General features: G+C 73.5%; 13 protein-coding genes. 4 read left to right on the top strand and 9 right to left on the bottom strand.

Annotation, left to right across the window (positions count from 1 at the left end; translation table 11 throughout):
* Nucleotides 1–16 precede the first annotated feature (16 nt).
* Nucleotides 17–2,749 carry a fumarate reductase/succinate dehydrogenase flavoprotein subunit gene (locus AMK31_RS36715; protein ID WP_385312638.1) on the top strand — a complete coding sequence of 911 codons (2,733 nt, stop codon included), beginning with the start codon at nucleotides 17–19 and terminating at the stop codon, nucleotides 2,747–2,749.
* 63 nt (nucleotides 2,750–2,812) lie between these two features.
* On the opposite strand, the gene AMK31_RS36720 is transcribed toward AMK31_RS36715, so the two are convergent.
* Genes AMK31_RS36720 through AMK31_RS36740 form a run of 5 tightly spaced genes read right to left on the bottom strand, consistent with a single transcriptional unit; the run spans nucleotide 2,813 to nucleotide 8,079 of the window.
* Nucleotides 2,813–4,069, bottom strand: a complete 1,257-nt coding sequence (locus AMK31_RS36720) for a vanadium-dependent haloperoxidase (protein ID WP_073945082.1) — start codon at nucleotides 4,067–4,069, stop codon at nucleotides 2,813–2,815.
* On the bottom strand, nucleotides 4,066–5,415 hold the full coding sequence (locus AMK31_RS36725) for an LLM class flavin-dependent oxidoreductase (protein WP_073945083.1): 1,350 nt from the start codon (nucleotides 5,413–5,415) through the stop codon (nucleotides 4,066–4,068). Before AMK31_RS36725 ends, AMK31_RS36720 begins: the two co-directional genes overlap by 4 nt.
* Nucleotides 5,412–6,182 (bottom strand): ABC transporter ATP-binding protein, encoded by a 771-nt coding sequence (locus AMK31_RS36730; protein ID WP_073945084.1) that lies wholly within the window; start codon nucleotides 6,180–6,182, stop codon nucleotides 5,412–5,414. The genes AMK31_RS36725 and AMK31_RS36730 overlap by 4 nt, the downstream gene beginning before the upstream one ends.
* Entirely contained in the window at nucleotides 6,158–7,024 is an 867-nt protein-coding gene (locus AMK31_RS36735; RefSeq protein ID WP_073945085.1) for an ABC transporter permease, read from the bottom strand. Before AMK31_RS36735 ends, AMK31_RS36730 begins: the two co-directional genes overlap by 25 nt.
* On the bottom strand, nucleotides 7,021–8,079 hold the full coding sequence (locus AMK31_RS36740) for an ABC transporter substrate-binding protein (protein WP_241842849.1): 1,059 nt from the start codon (nucleotides 8,077–8,079) through the stop codon (nucleotides 7,021–7,023). The genes AMK31_RS36735 and AMK31_RS36740 overlap by 4 nt, the downstream gene beginning before the upstream one ends.
* A 407-nt stretch (nucleotides 8,080–8,486) precedes the next feature.
* Between AMK31_RS36740 and AMK31_RS36745 the strand changes: the two genes are divergently transcribed.
* Together AMK31_RS36745 and AMK31_RS36750 are read left to right on the top strand one after the other, a co-directional pair.
* Nucleotides 8,487–9,662 (top strand): MFS transporter, encoded by a 1,176-nt coding sequence (locus tag AMK31_RS36745; protein ID WP_073945087.1) that lies wholly within the window; start codon nucleotides 8,487–8,489, stop codon nucleotides 9,660–9,662.
* A 78-nt stretch (nucleotides 9,663–9,740) separates the two neighbouring features.
* Nucleotides 9,741–10,490: a maleylpyruvate isomerase family mycothiol-dependent enzyme gene (locus tag AMK31_RS36750; RefSeq protein ID WP_385312636.1), complete on the top strand. Its 750-nt coding sequence runs from the start codon at nucleotides 9,741–9,743 to the stop codon at nucleotides 10,488–10,490.
* A gap of 11 nt (nucleotides 10,491–10,501) precedes the next feature.
* Here the strand turns inward: AMK31_RS36750 and AMK31_RS36755 are convergent, their stop codons facing one another.
* Nucleotides 10,502–10,933 carry a MarR family winged helix-turn-helix transcriptional regulator gene (locus AMK31_RS36755; protein WP_073945088.1) on the bottom strand — a complete coding sequence of 144 codons (432 nt, stop codon included), beginning with the start codon at nucleotides 10,931–10,933 and terminating at the stop codon, nucleotides 10,502–10,504.
* 112 nt (nucleotides 10,934–11,045) lie between these two features.
* Between AMK31_RS36755 and AMK31_RS36760 the strand changes: the two genes are divergently transcribed.
* Complete coding sequence (locus tag AMK31_RS36760) at nucleotides 11,046–11,330, top strand: DUF6332 family protein (RefSeq protein ID WP_073945089.1); 285 nt, start codon at nucleotides 11,046–11,048, stop codon at nucleotides 11,328–11,330.
* Here the strand turns inward: AMK31_RS36760 and AMK31_RS36765 are convergent.
* Genes AMK31_RS36765 through AMK31_RS36775 form a run of 3 tightly spaced genes read right to left on the bottom strand, consistent with a single transcriptional unit; the run spans nucleotide 11,291 to nucleotide 15,398 of the window.
* The gene (locus AMK31_RS36765; RefSeq protein WP_073945090.1) at nucleotides 11,291–11,956 is read right to left on the bottom strand and encodes a response regulator transcription factor; all 666 of its coding nucleotides are present in this window, start codon (nucleotides 11,954–11,956) and stop codon (nucleotides 11,291–11,293) included. The genes AMK31_RS36760 and AMK31_RS36765 overlap by 40 nt on opposite strands.
* Nucleotides 11,953–13,188: a sensor histidine kinase gene (locus AMK31_RS36770; RefSeq protein ID WP_107468835.1), complete on the bottom strand. Its 1,236-nt coding sequence runs from the start codon at nucleotides 13,186–13,188 to the stop codon at nucleotides 11,953–11,955. Before AMK31_RS36770 ends, AMK31_RS36765 begins: the two co-directional genes overlap by 4 nt.
* A 53-nt stretch (nucleotides 13,189–13,241) precedes the next feature.
* Entirely contained in the window at nucleotides 13,242–15,398 is a 2,157-nt protein-coding gene (locus AMK31_RS36775; RefSeq protein WP_073945092.1) for an MMPL family transporter, read from the bottom strand.
* Between the last annotated feature and the right edge of the window lie 54 nt (nucleotides 15,399–15,452).

The following is a 15,452-nucleotide window of genomic DNA, read 5'->3' on the forward strand; positions in this document are numbered from 1 at the left end:
TGTGGTGGACCCTTTGGTGGCAATTCCCGCCCTCACCGACGCCGAAGAGCTCTCCTGCGACGTCCTCGTCATCGGGGGCGGCACCGCCGGCACCATGGCGGCGCTGACCGCCGCCGAGCGCGGCGCGGACGTGCTGCTGCTGGAGAAGGCGCACGTGCGGCACTCCGGCGCGCTCGCCATGGGCATGGACGGCGTCAACAACGCCGTCGTCCCCGGCCGGGCCGAGCCCGACGACTACGTCGCCGAGATCACCCGCGCCAACGACGGCATCGTCGACCAGTCGACCGTCCGGCAGACCGCCGTCCGCGGCTTCGACATGGTGCGGCGGCTGGAGTCGTACGGCGTGAAGTTCGAGAAGGACGAGCACGGCGAGTACGCGGTCCGGCAGGTGCACCGCTCCGGCTCCTACGTGCTGCCGATGCCGGAGGGCAAGGACGTCAAGAAGGTCCTGTACCGGCAGCTGCGGCGGCGCGAGATGCGGGAGCGGATCCGGATCGAGAACCGGGTCATGCCGGTGCGGGTGCTGACGGCACAGGGACGCGCGGTGGGCGCGGCGGGCTTCAACACCCGTACGGGCGCCTTCGTGACCGTCCGCGCGGGCGCGGTGATCCTCGCGACGGGCGCGTGCGGACGCCTCGGTCTGCCCGCCTCCGGCTATCTGTACGGCACGTACGAGAACCCGACCAACGCGGGCGACGGCTACGCGATGGCGTACCACGCGGGCGCCGAGCTGACCGGCATCGAGTGCTTCCAGATCAACCCGCTGATCAAGGACTACAACGGTCCCGCCTGCGCCTACGTCGCCAACCCGTTCGGCGGCTACCAGGTGAACCGGCACGGCGAGCGCTTCGTCGACTCCGACTACTGGTCGGGCCAGATGATGGCGGAGTTCGCGGCGGAGGTGGCGAGCGACCGGGGTCCGGTGTACCTGAAGCTGAGCCATCTGCCGGAGGAGTCGGTGGCGGCCCTGGAGTCGATCCTGCACTCCACGGAGCGGCCGACGCGGGGCACCTTCCACGCGGGCCGCGGCCACGACTACCGCACCCACGACGTGGAGATGCACATCTCCGAGATCGGGCTGTGCGGCGGCCATTCCGCCTCGGGCGTACGGGTGGACGACCACGCCCGGACGACCGTGCCCCGCCTGTACGCGGCCGGTGACCTGGCCTGCGTGCCGCACAACTACATGATCGGCGCGTTCGTCTTCGGCGACCTGGCGGGCGCGGACGCCGCCCGGTACTCGGCGTACGACGGGGAGCTGCCCGCCGACCAGCTGCGTGAGGCGCACGAGCTGATCTACCGGCCGCTGCGCAACCCAGACGGCCCGCCGCAGCCGCAGGTGGAGTACAAGCTGCGGCGCTTCGTGAACGACTACGTGGCTCCGCCGAAGTCCGGCGCCCGGCTGTCGCTGGCGCTGGAGGCGTTCGAGCGGATGCGGGCCGACATCGCGGAGATGGGCGCGCGCACCCCGCACGAGCTGATGCGGTGCGCCGAGGTGTCCTTCATCCGGGACTGCGCGGAGATGGCGGCGCGGGCGTCCCTGGCCCGTACGGAGTCCCGCTGGGGTCTCTACCACGACCGCCTGGACCATCCGCACCGCGACGACGCGTCCTGGTTCCACCACCTCGATCTGCGCAAGTCGCCGTCGGGTGCGATGGAGTTCACGGCGCGGCCCGTGGCGCCGTATCTGGTGCCGGTGGAGGAGTACGCGCCGGTCGGCGGTCCTTCGCGGCAGCTCGGCGAGGTCCACCCGGAGCAGGTGGCGACGGCGGGGGCCAGGGAGGTCGCGCCGGTCGCGATGGGGCAGGAGTCCGCCGTGCCCACGGCCGCCGTGGCGTCGGCGGCGGACGCGGACACCCCGGCCACCCCGCGCCTGCTGGAACTGCTCGCCCTCGCCGAGGAGGAACCGGAACTCGGGGCGCTGGAAGGCTACTTGGCCGATCCCGATCCCGCCGTCCGCCGCACGGCCGTCACCGTCCTGACGGAGACCGTGCCGACGGGCACCGGTCCGGCGCTGGCCGCGGCGCTCACCGACACCGACGCCGGCGTGCGCGCCGCCGCGGCGGCCTCGCTGCGGGAACTGGTGGAGACCCTGCCCGCGGAACCGGCGTTGCGCGACGCCCTCACCACCGCCCTGTCCGAGGCCGACCCCGTCGTCCGCGCCGCGGCGCTGGACGTCCTGCGCGCCCTGCGGCTCGGGGACGCCGGGCTGTTCGCCCGCTGCCTGCCGGACGCCGACATCGCCGTGCGGACCGAGGCGGTGCGCGCGCTGGTGTCCGTCGACGCCGCCGCGGAACTGGCCCGGGCGGCGGCGGCCGACCCGTCCCGCGAGGTCCGCGTCACGATCGCCAAGGGGCTCGCCACGGTCGCCGCGGGCGGACCCGACGTGGCGCGGGCGGCGCTCGCCGGGCTCCTCGACGATCCGGACGCGCTGGTGCGAGCGGCGGCGTACGAGGCGCTGGGCACCGCCGGCTGCCCCGCGCCGCTCGCCGCACGCGCCGAGGCGGCCCTGGCCGACCCGGCCTGGCAGGTACGGGCCGGAGCGGCCATCGCCCTGGGAGTCGCGGACCCCGGCCTGGCCGTCCCGGCCCTCGCCAAGGCCCTCGCCGACCCGAACGCGGACGTCCGCAAGGCCGCCGTACGGTCCCTGACCCGGCATCGCTCCACCGAGGAGGTCCGCTCGGCCCTGGCCGGCGCCACGACGGACTCGGACGCCGACGTGCGCGCCTACGCGGCGAAGGCCCTGTGACCCGGTCCCGCCCGGCCCTCTCGGGGGCCGGGCGGGCGTCCGCGGCCTGCCGGGTGGGGGGGCTCAGCGGGCGGTCAGGAGCCGTCCCGCGTCGCCCAGGACGTACCGGGCCACGTTCTTGCCGAGGGTGATGCCGGCCTCGTCGGCCGAGCGGGTGTGGATGCCGGAGAAGATCCGGGCGTCCACGTTCTCGTCCGAGAGCTGCTTCCAGGCGGTGTACGTCCGGGTCACGCCGGGCGCGGTGGGACTGGTCAGCTCGAAGGGCTCGGTGCGCGGTCCGGCGAGCGCGCTCAGCACGGCCTCCGCGGCGCCCGAGTAGGTGTTGTGGCCGCTCGGGTAGTCCGGGTGGGCCGGGGTGGTGTGCAGCGGCGTCCACGCCGGGTCGGGGTCGATGGCGCCGGTGCGGATGGCGGTGACGGGACGCCACCGCTCGTGGGCGTACTTGCTGTCGGAGGTGGCGATCTGGGTGTCCACCAGGGCGACGTGGAAGAGCGCGACCAGCCGGGCCTGCCCGGCGATCCCCTGGTCGGTGCGGGAGAGCGCCACGCGCAGCGGCTCGGTGTACAGGGTGTAGGAGGAACCGAGCCAGAAGGTGGCGGTCTCCGTCTGGCGGGCGCTGCGCCGGGTGCTGTCCGCGGCGCCGTACGCCCGTACCTCCGCGAGGTCGGCGGCGTAGCGCGCCGAGTCGAGCGCGGGCGGCGGGCCGAGCCGGAACTGGCTCGGGGCGGTGAGCGCGAACGGCTTCGCGAGCCGGTTGCCGTACTGCGTCGCCGGGGCGTAGGCCGGCGGCGTCGGCTGCCAGACGCCGGGGGCGGCGGGCCGCACGGTGTACGGCGCGTTGACGGAGGCGGGGTCGAGGCCGTCGCCCTCCCGCTCGGCGAGCAGGAGATCGGCCTGGCGCCGCCCCGCCGCGACCCCGCGGTCCTCCGCCCGGCCGTCGGGGATGGCGTCCAGGGTCTCCTTCAGCTTCGCGTCGAGCTGTTCGGTGCGGCCGGGGGCCAGCGCCACCAGGGCGCGGTGGACGGCCGAGGCGAGCGCCGCCTCCTGGTAGGGGCCGCGCGCCACGCCCGCGGGCACCGCCCGGGTGGCGCGGGCCGCCGCGAGCCAGCCGACGGCCCAGGTGCGGCTGTTGGTGACCTGCGTGGGCGCCCCGGCGGCGACGAGCGTGTCGGCAGTGACGTCGTACCAGGTGAGCGCGGTGGAGGGGGCCGTACGGGCGGCCGGTGCGGCCACGGCGGCCTGCGGGACGGCGGCGGACACGGCCAGCAGGGCCGCCGCGCCCAGGGCGGCGAGGGCGGGGCGGGTTCTGAACGCGCTCATGCGTGCTCCTTCGGTGAGGTGAGTGCGAGGCGACGGCCGGTGGGGCGCGGCAGTCCGTAGTGGTCGCGCAGGGTGGTGCCGCGGTACTCCGTGCGGAACAGTCCGCGCCGCCGCAGGATCGGCACCACGTGCTCGGTGAAGAGGTCGAAGCCGCCGGGCAGCCAGGGCGGCATGATGTTGAAGCCGTCGGCCGCGCCGTGTTCGAACCATTCCTGGAGCTGGTCGGCGATCTGCTCGGGGGTGCCCGCGACGACGCGGTGGCCGCGGGCGCCGGCGAGGCGGTGGAGCAGTTGGCGGACGGTGGGCCGCTCGCGGTCGATGATGTCGAGGACCAGCTGGAAGCGGCTGCCGTTGCCGCGTTCGCCGCCGGTCTCGACGAGTTCGCGCGGCACCGGGCCGTCGAGTTGCTCGGCGGTCAGCCTGACGCCGAGGAGGCGGTGCAGCAGTTCCAGCGAGTACTCGGGCTGGGTGAGTTCGTCGAACTCCTGGTGCAGGGCGCGTGCCTCCGCCTCGGTGGAGCCGATGAAGGGGCTGATGCCCGGCAGTACGAGCAGCCGGTCCGGGTCCCGGCCGAGCGCCGCGGCGCGCGTCTTGAGGTCGGCGTAGAACTCCTGGCCGCTGCGGAGTGTCTGGTGCGCGGTGAACACGGCCTCGGCGTGGCGGGCGGCGAAGGCGCGTCCGTCCTCGGAGGAGCCGGCCTGGACGTAGACGGGGCGGCCCTGCGGGGTGCGCGGGGTGTTGAGCGGGCCGCTCACCCTGAAGTGGCGGCCCTCGTGGTCGATCGGGTGGATCCGGTCGGTGTCGGCGAACAGGCCCGACTTCTGGTCGGCGATCAGCGCCTCGTCCTCCCAGCTGTCCCACAGCCGGGTGACGACGTCGACGAACTCGTCGGCGCGGTCGTAGCGTTCGGCGTGCGCGGGGTGCGCGTCGAGGCCGAAGTTCCCGGCCGCCTGGGGTGCGCCGGTGGTGACGATGTTCCAGCCCGCCCGGCCCCGGCTGAGGTGGTCCAGGGAGGCGAAGAGCCGTGCCAGGTTGTACGGCTCGGTGTAGGTGGTGGAGGCGGTGGCGATCAGGCCGATCCGCTCGGTGGCCGCGGCGATGGCGGACAGCCAGGTGAACGGTTCCAGCCGGAAGCGGCTGGCGTAGCGGACGTTGTCGGCCTGGGACGGGCCGTCCGCGAAGAACACGGCGTCGAACGTGGCGCGTTCGGCGGTGCGGGCCAGTTCCTGGTAGAAGCCGATGTCCAGGAGCCGGTCGGGGTCGGTGCCGTGGTGGCGCCAGGCGGCCTCGTGGTGGCCTCCCGGGTAGACGAACAGGTTCAGGTGCAGTTGCCGTCGCTCGGTCATGCCGGGCCGTCCTCCTCCGCGAGGTCCACTCCCAGCCGGCCGAGCAGGCGGTCCCGCAGGGCCGCGTAGGCGGGGCTGCCGTGGCGGCGGGGTGCCGGGAGTTCCACGGGAAGGTCGGCGGCGATCCGCCCCTGGTCCAGTACGACGACCCGGTCGGCGAGCGCGATCGCCTCGTCGACGTCGTGGGTGACCAGCAGGACGGCGGGCCGGTGCCGTTCGCACAGGCGGCGCAGCAGGGCGTGCATGCGGATGCGGGTGAGCGCGTCCAGCGCGCCGAACGGTTCGTCGGCGAGCAGCAGACGCGGTTCGCGGACCAGGGAGCGGGCGAGCGAGACGCGCTGCTGCTCCCCGCCGGACAGCTCGACGGGCCAGGCCCGTTCGCGTCCCGCCAGGCCGACTTCGGCGAGTGCGGCCCGGCCGCGCTCTTCGGCGTCCGGTCCGGCCAGGCCGAGTACGACGTTGTCGAGGACGCGTTTCCAGGGCAGCAGCCGGGCGTCCTGGAAGACGACGGAGAGGTGGTCGGGGGCGGCGAGCACGCCGCTCCCCGCCACGTCCTCGTCGAGCCCGGCCAGTGCCCTGAGCAGGGTGCTCTTGCCGGAGCCGCTGCGCCCGAGCAGGGCCACGAACTCGCCGTCGCCGATGGTCAGGTCGAGCCCGTCCAGGATGGTGCGCTCGCCGAAGGAGCGCACCAGGTTCTCGATCCGGACGGTGGTCCGCCCGGTCGTGCGGTCCTGTGTGGTGGTCAGGCCGCCAGTGTGCGTCGCCATGACAGGGTCCTCCTCTCCACGAGTCGCACCAGGCCGTCGGAGAGGAGCCCGAGGAGGCCGTACACGACGAGGCCGACGAGGATGACGTCGGTCTGTCCGTACGTCCGTGCGAGCTCCATCATGTAGCCGATGCCGCTGGTCGCGTTGACCTGTTCGACGACGACGAGCGAGAGCCAGGCGGCGGTCACCGCGAAGCGCATCCCGAGCAGGAAGCCGGGGAGGGCGCCGGGCAGGACGACGTGGCGGACGAAGCGGAGCCTGCCCAGCCGTACGGTCTCGGCGAGTTCGACATAGCGGCTGTCGATGGTGCGCAGCCCGTTGTGGGTGTGGATGTAGATCGGTACGAACACGCCGAGCGCGATGGTGACGACCTTCATCGTCTCGCCGATGCCGAACCAGAGGATCAGCAGCGGGATCAGGGCGAGCGAGGGGATCGCCCGCTTGATCTGAACCGGGCCGTCGATGACGGCCTCGCCGATCCGGCTGAGTCCGGAGACGAGCGCGAGGAGCAGTCCGGCGGCGATGCCGAAGAGCAAACCGAGGACGGCGCGTTGGGCGGAGGTGGCGAGATGGGCCTGGAGCCGGCCGTCGGCGATGAGGTCGCCCGCGGTGGCGGCGGTGGTCCACGGGGCGGGCAGGCTGCGGGCGTCGAAGAGGCCGGCCGCGGAGCCCGCCGCCCACAGCGCGAGCAGCAGCAGCGGGCCGAGCGCCCAGCCGTACGGCACGGGGCGGCCGGGGGCGAGCCGCCCGCGGGTGCGGCGGCGCGCCGGGCGCCTCAGGGCGGCGGGGACGGCACGCTTCGTCGTCGATGGGGTCTGCTGGTCGAGGACGGTGGCGCTCATGACGCCTTCCCTTCGTCGGCTACGGCTTTCGCGGCCACCGATTCGTAGCGGCGGTCGAACAGGATGTCCGCCTCGAAGCGCGGACGGTCCTGTTCCTTCGCGAGCAGGTCGATGGTCTGCTGCTGGCGTTCGATCGCTTCGGACCAGTCCGCGGGAATGTCCGAGAAGCCGGACCGCTCGACGAGGTATTCGCCGTCCTCGTGGCTCAGCCCCTGGTCCTTGACGTAATAGCCCTCGATCCATTCCTTCGGGTGTTCGTCGATCCAGACGCGGGCCCGCGCCCATATTTCGACGAGTTCACGGATGGCCGCGGACTTCTGGGGATCGCTCACGGAATCCGTGAGCGCCCACAGGTGCTCGGGATCGTCGCGCAATCCGTGCTGGAGGGTGGTGGCGCCGTCCTTTCCGTATTTCGTGAGATAGCGCTTGATATTGACGCCGCCGATGGGTGCGGCGTGCACCTGGCGTTCGCCGAGCGCGGTGGGGTAGACGTCGTCGGTGCTGGCCAGTTCGACCAGTTCCACGTCGTCGCGGGTGAGCCCGGCCTTCTGCAGGATGCGCAGCACGAGGGCGCCCTGGGCCTGGCCCGGGCTGTAGGCGATCTTCTTGCCGCGCAGGTCGGCGAGGGTCCGGATGCCGGCGCCGGGGGCGATGCCCAGCTCGTAGATGGGGTGTTTCAGGGGCTCCTTGTGGAACTTCGTCGCCACCAGCTTGGTGTCGAGCCCCGTCCAGTGGGCGTTGATCGCCGGGATGTCCGCGGCCGAGCAGACGTCGAGGGCACCGGCCCGGAAGGCCTCGGAGCACTTGGGGCCGCCGCTGATGTTGGCCCACTCCACCTTGAAGGGCAGTTCGTCGATCTGCCCGGAGAGTTCCAGCGCGACCTTCAGTTCGGGCGATCCCACGGTGAGGGAGGTGTCCGGCGACACCTCGGCCGGAATCTCCTTGGCGGAGACGTCCTTTCCGACCGAGGTGGATTCGTCGTTCTGGGCGCACGAGGAGAGAAGGAGGCCGAGGGAGAGCGCGGCGCCCAGGGCCGCGAACCTGCTTCTGGGCATGCGTATACGGGGGATCATTCACGCCTTCACAAAGTGAGCGAACGGGACATCTAATGGGGGGTTGACCGACGCGGCGGAGTTCGGCTGGAGTTCAGCTACACACCGCGGTGGCGATCCGCATCAGATCGATGGCTCGCCGCTTGTAAAAGCGACCGAACGTCCTCATGCCGCCGAACCTAATGGCGGGTCAAAATCCGGTCAAGGGAAAAGGGTTCGCTCGGCGGCCGCTGCAACGGCACTTTCGTTCGGGCGCCATGTCCGCGTTACAAGCGCCGCTCATGCCGCGGCGTCCCGACGCGGGGACGCCGCCGGGACGCCGCCGGGACGCCGCCCCCTTGCCCCGCGACGGTGCGGCTCCTAGCCTGGACTTTGTGCCGGAAATAAACAAAACCTGCTCGCACAATGTCGTGCCGGGTCACCACACCGACCTCACCCGCCTCCGAATCGCCCTGACCACCTTCTTCGCCCTCGACGGCTTCGTCTTCGCCGGCTGGGTCGTCCGTATCCCCGCCATCAAGGAACAGACCGGCGCCTCCCCCAGCACCCTCGGCCTGGCGCTGCTCGGGGTGTCCGCCGGCGCGGTCGTCACGATGATCCTCACCGGCCGCCTGTGCCGCCGCTTCGGCAACCACCGGGTCACCGTCGGCTGCGCCGTGCTCCTCTCGCTCAGCGTCGCCCTGCCCCCGCTCACCCACTCCGCGCTCACGCTCGGCGCGGTGCTGCTGGTGTTCGGGGCCGCGTACGGCGGGATCAACGTGGCCTTCAACAGCGCGGCCGTCGATCTCGTGACCGCACTGCGCCGGCCGGTCATGCCGACCTTCCACGCCGCCTTCAGTCTGGGCGGCATGCTCGGCGCGGGACTGGGCGCACTGGTGGCCGGAAGCCTCTCCCCCACCCGGCATCTGCTCGGACTCACCCTCGTCGGCCTGGTCGTCACCGCCCTCGCGGGACCGACGCTGCTGCGCCACGAACCCCCGGCGCGGCCGGCACCGGCGGAGCGGGGGCACCGCGCGGCGGACGCCTCGCCCCGCCCCGACCGCCGTACCCGCGCCCTCGTGATCGTGTTCGGGCTCATCGCCCTGTGCACCGCGTACGGCGAGGGCGCCCTGGCCGACTGGGGCGCCCTGCACCTGGAGCAGGACCTGCACGCCTCCCCCGGCGTCGCCGCGATCGGCTACTCGTGTTTCGCGCTCGCCATGACCTTGGGCCGGCTGAGCGGGACCGTGCTGCTGGAGCGCATGGGCCGCACCCGCACCGTGGTCGCGGGCGGGGCCACCGCCGCGGCCGGCATGCTGCTCGGCTCGCTCGCGCCCTCACTGTGGGCGGCGCTGCTGGGCTTCGCGGTCGCGGGGCTCGGCCTCGCCAACCTCTTCCCGGTCGCGGTGGAGCGCGCGGGCGCCCTCGCCGGTCCCGGCGGTGTCGCCGTCGCCTCGACGCTCGGCTACGGCGGCATGCTGATCGGGCCGCCCGCCATCGGGTTCATGGCCGACTGGTTCTCCCTGCCGACCGCCCTCACCAGCGTCGCCGCGCTGGCGGCCGTGGCCGCGCTGATCGGGTTCGTGACGCGACGGACCGCGGCGTAGCCGCGGAGAGACCTCGCCCATACGTCCCGCGGAAACCGCCTTGCCATGAAGCCCTCTCCATCCGGCAGACTGCGCCGCATGGAACCCACTGCCCTGGATACGGGCCGATTCGTCGAAACACTGGACAGGGAAGGCCGGTTGCTCGCCGCGGCCGCCGAGCGGGCCGGCACCGACGCAAAGGTGCCGACCTGCCCCGGCTGGCAGGTGCGCGACCTGCTGCGGCACACCGGCGCGGTGCACCTGTGGGCCGCGTCGTACGTCCTGGAGGGACACACCGAGCGGCGCCCCTTCGGCGACGCCCCGGACCTCGACGGCGCCGCGTTGGTGACCTGGTACCGGGACGCGCACCGCCGACTCGTCGACACCCTCACCGACGCGGCGCCCGACGTGTCCTGCTGGGCGTTCCTGCCCGCGCCGTCGCCGCTGGAGTTCTGGGCCCGCCGCCAGGTCCACGAGACGACCGTGCACCGCTTCGACGCCGAGTCGGCGCTCGGCGGCACACCGAGTCCCGTCGAGAAGGCCGTCGCGGCGGACGGCATCGACGAGTTGCTGCGCGGCTTCCACGCCCGCTCGCGAAGCCGGGTCCGCACGGACGAGCCGCGGGTCCTGCGGGTGCGGGTGACCGACACGGACGCGGACGGGGTGTGGACGGTACGGCTGTCGCCGGAGCCGCCGGTGACGGTCCGGGGCGGCGACGGGGAAGCCGACTGCGAACTGTCCGGCGGCGCCGAGGAGTTGTACCTGGCGTTGTGGAACCGGCTGCCGCTGCCGTCCGTGACGGGTGACCGGGCGCTGGCCGCGCTGTGGCGGGAGCGGTCCGCGATCTGACAGGCCTTCGGTCAGCCCTGCGCGTCCGGCGTATCCGGCGCGCCGGGCGTGTCCTGGCCCAGCATCCGGGTCAGCACCGCCCGCTGCACCGGCAGCACCTCACCGTGCAGGGCACGCCCCTTCTCGGTCAGCGCGACCCGGACACCGCGCCGGTCCTCGGCGCACATGCCGCGGCTGACCAGCCCGTCCTTCTCCAGCCGGGCGATCAGCCGGGACAGCGCGCTCTGACTCAGGTGGACCCGCTCGGAGATCTCCTGCACGCGATAGCTGCAGTGACCTTTCGGCGCCTCGGCCTCGGCCAGCACGTCGAGGACCTCGAAGTCGCTGGCGCACAGCCCGTGACCGTGCAGTGCCCGGTCGAGTTCCCAGTGGGTGCGGGCGTGCAGCGACAGGAGGTCCCGCCACTGCTCCACGAGCGCCCGCTCGTGCTTGTTCGCCGCCATGTCGGCACCGTAACAGAGAAAGCGCTTTATTGCACAGGCATTAAATGTATGTGCATGCATTTTCCGTCGGGCTCGCTTGCTCCGCCGGGCGGGCGGCTGTGAGACTCGTGCCATGACTTTTCACGGGGGACGGCGCACGCAGGCCGAGCGGGACGCGATCACCGTCGAGATCGGGTACGCGCTGTGCAGCGCGGCCTTCGCGGCGGCGCTGCTCTTCGGGGCGGTCGCCGGTCCGGCGCTGCTGTTCGACCTGCCGCCCACGCTGTCGGCCCTGCTCCTGCGCACCGGCCAGGTGCTCGCACCGGTGCTGTTCCTGGCACGGGTGATCGCGGTGCTGGTCCGCTTCCGTACGGCCCCTCAGCCCAGCCAGCCCGGTCGCACCAGCCCCGACTCGTAGGCCAGCACGACGAGTTGGGCCCGGTCGCGGGCGCCGAGCTTCACCATCGTGCGGCTCACATGGGTCTTGGCGGTGAGCGGGCTGACGACCAGGCGGCGGGCGATCTCCTCGTTGGACAGGCCGATGCCGACCAGGGCCATCACCTCCCGCTCCCGCTCGGTGAGGGCGGCGAGCGCACCGGCCGCCGCGGGCTCCTTGGAGCGGGCCGCGAACTCGGCGATCAGCCGCCGGGTCACCCCCGGCGAGAGCAGGGCGTCGCCCGCGACCACCGCCCGCACCGCGCGCAGCAGTTCCTCCGGTTCGGTGTCCTTCACCAGGAAGCCGGAGGCGCCCGCGCGGATCGCCTCGAAGACGTACTCGTCGAGTTCGAAGGTGGTCAGCATGACCACCCGCACACCGTCCAGGCCCGCGTCCCCGGTGATCCCGCGGGTGGCGGCCAGGCCGTCGAGGACCGGCATCCGGATGTCCATCAGGACGACGTCGGGGCGCCGCTCCCGCACCGCGCGCAGCGCCTCCTCGCCGTCGGCGGCCTCCGCGACGACCTCGATGTCGGGCTGTGCGTCGAGCAGCGCCCGGAAACCGGCCCGCACCAGTGCCTGGTCGTCGGCGAGCAGTACGCGGATCACCGTTCCTCCTCCTCGCGGCGCGCCGGCAGCGGCAGTACGGCGACCACCCGGAACCCGCCGTCGGGGCGCGGGCCCGCCTCGATCGTGCCACCCAGGGCCGCGGCCCGCTCCCGCATCCCGGCCAGTCCGTTGCCGCTGCCGCCCGCGTCGGCGCCGGTCGCGGGCCCGTCGTCGTCGACACTCAGCCGTAGCGCGTCGCCGTCGGTGGCGAGCCGCACGCGCGCGTGCCGTGAACCGGAGTGCCGTACGACGTTGGTGAGCGCTTCCTGGACGATCCGGAAGGCGGCGAGGTCCGTGCCGGGCGGCAGTCGCGGTGCCGTGCCCTCGACCCGGACCGTGAGGCCGGCGTCCGCCGCCGCCTCGACCAGCTCGGGCAGCCGCTCCAGGCCGGGCGCCGGGGCGCGGGGCGCGTCACCGGGGGCGCGCAGTGTGTCGAGTACCTGGCGGACCTCGCCCAGGGCCTCCTTGCTGGCGGCCTTGATGGTGGTGAGCGCGGTGCGCGCCTGTTCGGGGTCGCTGTCGAGGAGGGCGAGTCCGACGCCGGCCTGCACGTTGATCACGGAGATGCTGTGCGCGAGGACGTCGTGCAGTTCGCGGGCGATCCGCAGGCGTTCCTCGTCGGCGCGCCGCCGTGCGGCCTGGGCCCGCTCGGCGCGCTCGCGCGCCCACTGCTCGCGTCGGGCGCGGGCCAGCTCCGACAGCGCGACGACCGCCACCACCCAGGTGGCGACCACGATCTCCTGCCCCCAGGACGCGGCGTCGTCCCCGGACGGCGGCAGCCACCGGTACAGCCAGTGGGCGACCAGCACACGCGCGGCCCACAGCGTGCCGAGCGCCGCCCAGGCCGCTCTTCGGTGTCCGGTGACGACCGCGCTGAAGCAGGCCACGGCGACGGTCAGCAGCACCGGCCCGTACGGGTATCCGGCGCCCAGGTAGACCGCGACCGTCGCCGCCGTCCCGAACAGCACGACCCGCGGCCGGCGGTACCGCCACAGCAGCTGGCCCGCCGCCACGAACAGCAGCACCCGCGCGAAGAGATCGAGGGCCGCCCTCTCGCCCTCCTGGGCGTGCGCGGCGAAGTTCGAGCCCAGCAGGACGAAGACGGTGAGCAGCGCGGTGGAGCGCCACGGCCACCGGGCCGGGCGCCCCTCGTCCTCCGGGGCCTCCCGCCACGGCGGCCCGTGCCGCCACCACGCGGGCGGACCGCCCCGGCGTACGTGCTGCTGTTCCATGACGGCCACGCTAGACGCCGGGCCGCGTGGTCGGCGTCACCCCCGGGAGGTGCTCACACGTACTCCTCGCGAGGTACGGGCCGCCCCGTACCGGTGTCCTCCCTGAGTCGCAGCCGGCGCAGCGGCCGGGGCGCCCACCAGTTGGCGCGCCCGGCGAGCCGCATCGTCACCGGGAGCAGCACCACCCGGATGAGGGTGGCGTCGACGAGGATCGTCACGGCCGTGCCGACGCCCAGCTCCTTGAGGAAGACGACGCCGCCGGTGGCGTACGACAGGAAGGACAGGGCCAGGATCCCGGCCGCCGCGGTGATCAGCGGGGCACTGCGCCGGATGCCCTCGGCGACCGCCCGCGCGGTGTCGCCGGTGCGTTCGTGCTCCTCCTTGACGCGGGCCAGGAGGAACACCTCGTAGTCCATCGACAGCCCGTACGCCACGCAGAACATCAGCACCGGGATGCTCGGCTCGATGGAACCGGTCGGGGTGAAGCCGAGCAGCCCGGACAGGTGGCCGTCCTGGAACACCCACACCAGGCAGCCGAACATCACGGACAGGCTGAGCAGGTTGAGCACGGTCGCCTTGGCGGGCAGCAGCACACTGCCGGTCATCAGGAAGAGGATCACGTACGTGGCGACCAGGACCAGGGCGACCGCGAGCGGCAGCCGGTCCAGGAGCGTGGCGCGGAAGTCGGTGGTCTCGCCCGGATAGCCGCCGACCAGCACGGGCGCGGGCGCCGGGGTGTCGCGGATGCGCTCGACGAACGCGGGGACGTTCCCGTACATCGCCTCCTGGGTGGGTACGACGGCCAGGCGCACCCGTCCGTCGGGGGCCGTCAGCCGGTCCTGGCCGGGCGCGCCGGTGCGGACGCCGTCGCGGTAGGCGCCGTCGGGGGCGTCGACCAGGAAGACGCCCGGGAGACGGGAGAGTTCGGCGGCGTACGCGCGCGTGGCGGCCGTCTTCGTGAGCACGACCTGGACCGTGTCGGTGGGCTCGGCGGCGAACTCCCGGTGCACGATCTCGGAGGTGGTGCGCGAGGAGGTGCCCTCGGGCAGGGTGCGCTCGTCGGGCAGGCCGAAGCGCAGCCCGAGCACGGGCGAGGCGGCGACGAGGAGCACGGCCAGCACCGCGGCGCCCGCCAGGACCGGGCGGCGCATGGCGGTGAGCGCGGTGCGGTGCCAGAAGCCGGAGGCGGGGGCCTCGGCGCGTTCCACGCGGTGTCCCCAGCGGGCGAGCGCGGCGGGCAGGAACAGCACGGCGCCGGTGACCGCCGCCGGCACGACGAGGACACCGGCGTAGGCGAACGAGCTGAGGAAGAAGAACGGGAACACCAGCAGCGCGCACAGCGACACCGCGACCGTGACCCCGCTGAAGACGACGGTCCGGCCGCCGACGGCGGTGGCCCGGACGACGGCCTCGGGCCGGGCGAGGCCCGCGACCCGCTCCTCCCGGTACCGGTTGATCACGAACAGGCTGTAGTCGACGCCGAGGCCGAGTCCGAGAACCAGCGCGAGGTTCGCGGCGAACGTCGACACCTCGGTGACCTGCGCGAGCGCCCGCAGTCCGGCGAGGGTGCCGACGACGGAGAACAGTCCGACGCCGACGGTCAGCAGGGCGGCCACCGTCCGCCGGTAGAACAGGATCAGCAGGAGCAGCACGGCCGGCAGGGCGAACGCCTCGGCGCGCAGGAAGTCGGTGCGGGCCTGCTCACCGACCTGCCGGGAGATCTCCTCCTGCCCGCCGACCCGCACCTCCAGTTCGGGGGTGACCCGGGTCAGCCGGGGCGAGAGCGTGGCCAGTTCCTCGCGGGTCTCGGTGGCGGAGCCCTCCAGGCGGGCGAGGATCAGGCCGCGCCGGCCGTCCTCGCCGCGCAGCGCCGGACCGTTCGCGTCCCAGTACGAGGTGACGTCCGTGACCTGCGGCAGCCCCTCCACCTCGGCGGTGAGGGCACGGGCGGCGCGGGCGGTGGCCGGGCTGTCCACATCGCCGTCGCGGGCCGTGACCAGCAGGGCCAGATTGGGGTTGCCGGTGCCGAAGCGGTCGCGCAGCTGCTCCGCCGCGCGCACCGACTCGGTGCCGGGCGAGTCCCAGCGGGACAACTGGAGGTCGTCCTGGGCGCCGGCGCCGTACGCGCCGAGGCCCAGGAAGGCGAGCAGGACGCCGATCAGAACGGCACGACTGTGCCGCACGGCCAGGCGGCCGAGCCGGGTGAGCATGTGAGGGCCTTTCTCGGGGAAACGCTGTCCGGACACCGTCCGGGAGAGCGCTGG

It is taken from the genome of Streptomyces sp. TSRI0107, from assembly GCF_001905845.1.
GTDB lineage: Bacteria > Actinomycetota > Actinomycetes > Streptomycetales > Streptomycetaceae > Streptomyces.

What these genes read in the sequence shown, in the direction of transcription:
- AMK31_RS36740 (WP_241842849.1), bottom strand. Translation starts at nt 8,079, where the DNA reads ATGCCCAGAAGCAGGTTCGCGGCCCTGGGCGCCGCGCTCTCCCTCGGC.
- AMK31_RS36720 (WP_073945082.1), bottom strand. Translation starts at nt 4,069, where the DNA reads ATGAGCGCGTTCAGAACCCGCCCCGCCCTCGCCGCCCTGGGCGCGGCG.
- AMK31_RS36755 (WP_073945088.1), bottom strand. Translation starts at nt 10,933, where the DNA reads ATGGCGGCGAACAAGCACGAGCGGGCGCTCGTGGAGCAGTGGCGGGAC.
- AMK31_RS36770 (WP_107468835.1), bottom strand. Translation starts at nt 13,188, where the DNA reads ATGGAACAGCAGCACGTACGCCGGGGCGGTCCGCCCGCGTGGTGGCGG.
- AMK31_RS36775 (WP_073945092.1), bottom strand. Translation starts at nt 15,398, where the DNA reads ATGCTCACCCGGCTCGGCCGCCTGGCCGTGCGGCACAGTCGTGCCGTT.
- AMK31_RS36730 (WP_073945084.1), bottom strand. Translation starts at nt 6,182, where the DNA reads ATGGCGACGCACACTGGCGGCCTGACCACCACACAGGACCGCACGACC.
- AMK31_RS36725 (WP_073945083.1), bottom strand. Translation starts at nt 5,415, where the DNA reads ATGACCGAGCGACGGCAACTGCACCTGAACCTGTTCGTCTACCCGGGA.
- AMK31_RS36735 (WP_073945085.1), bottom strand. Translation starts at nt 7,024, where the DNA reads ATGAGCGCCACCGTCCTCGACCAGCAGACCCCATCGACGACGAAGCGT.
- AMK31_RS36760 (WP_073945089.1), top strand. Translation starts at nt 11,046, where the DNA reads ATGACTTTTCACGGGGGACGGCGCACGCAGGCCGAGCGGGACGCGATC.
- AMK31_RS36750 (WP_385312636.1), top strand. Translation starts at nt 9,741, where the DNA reads ATGGAACCCACTGCCCTGGATACGGGCCGATTCGTCGAAACACTGGAC.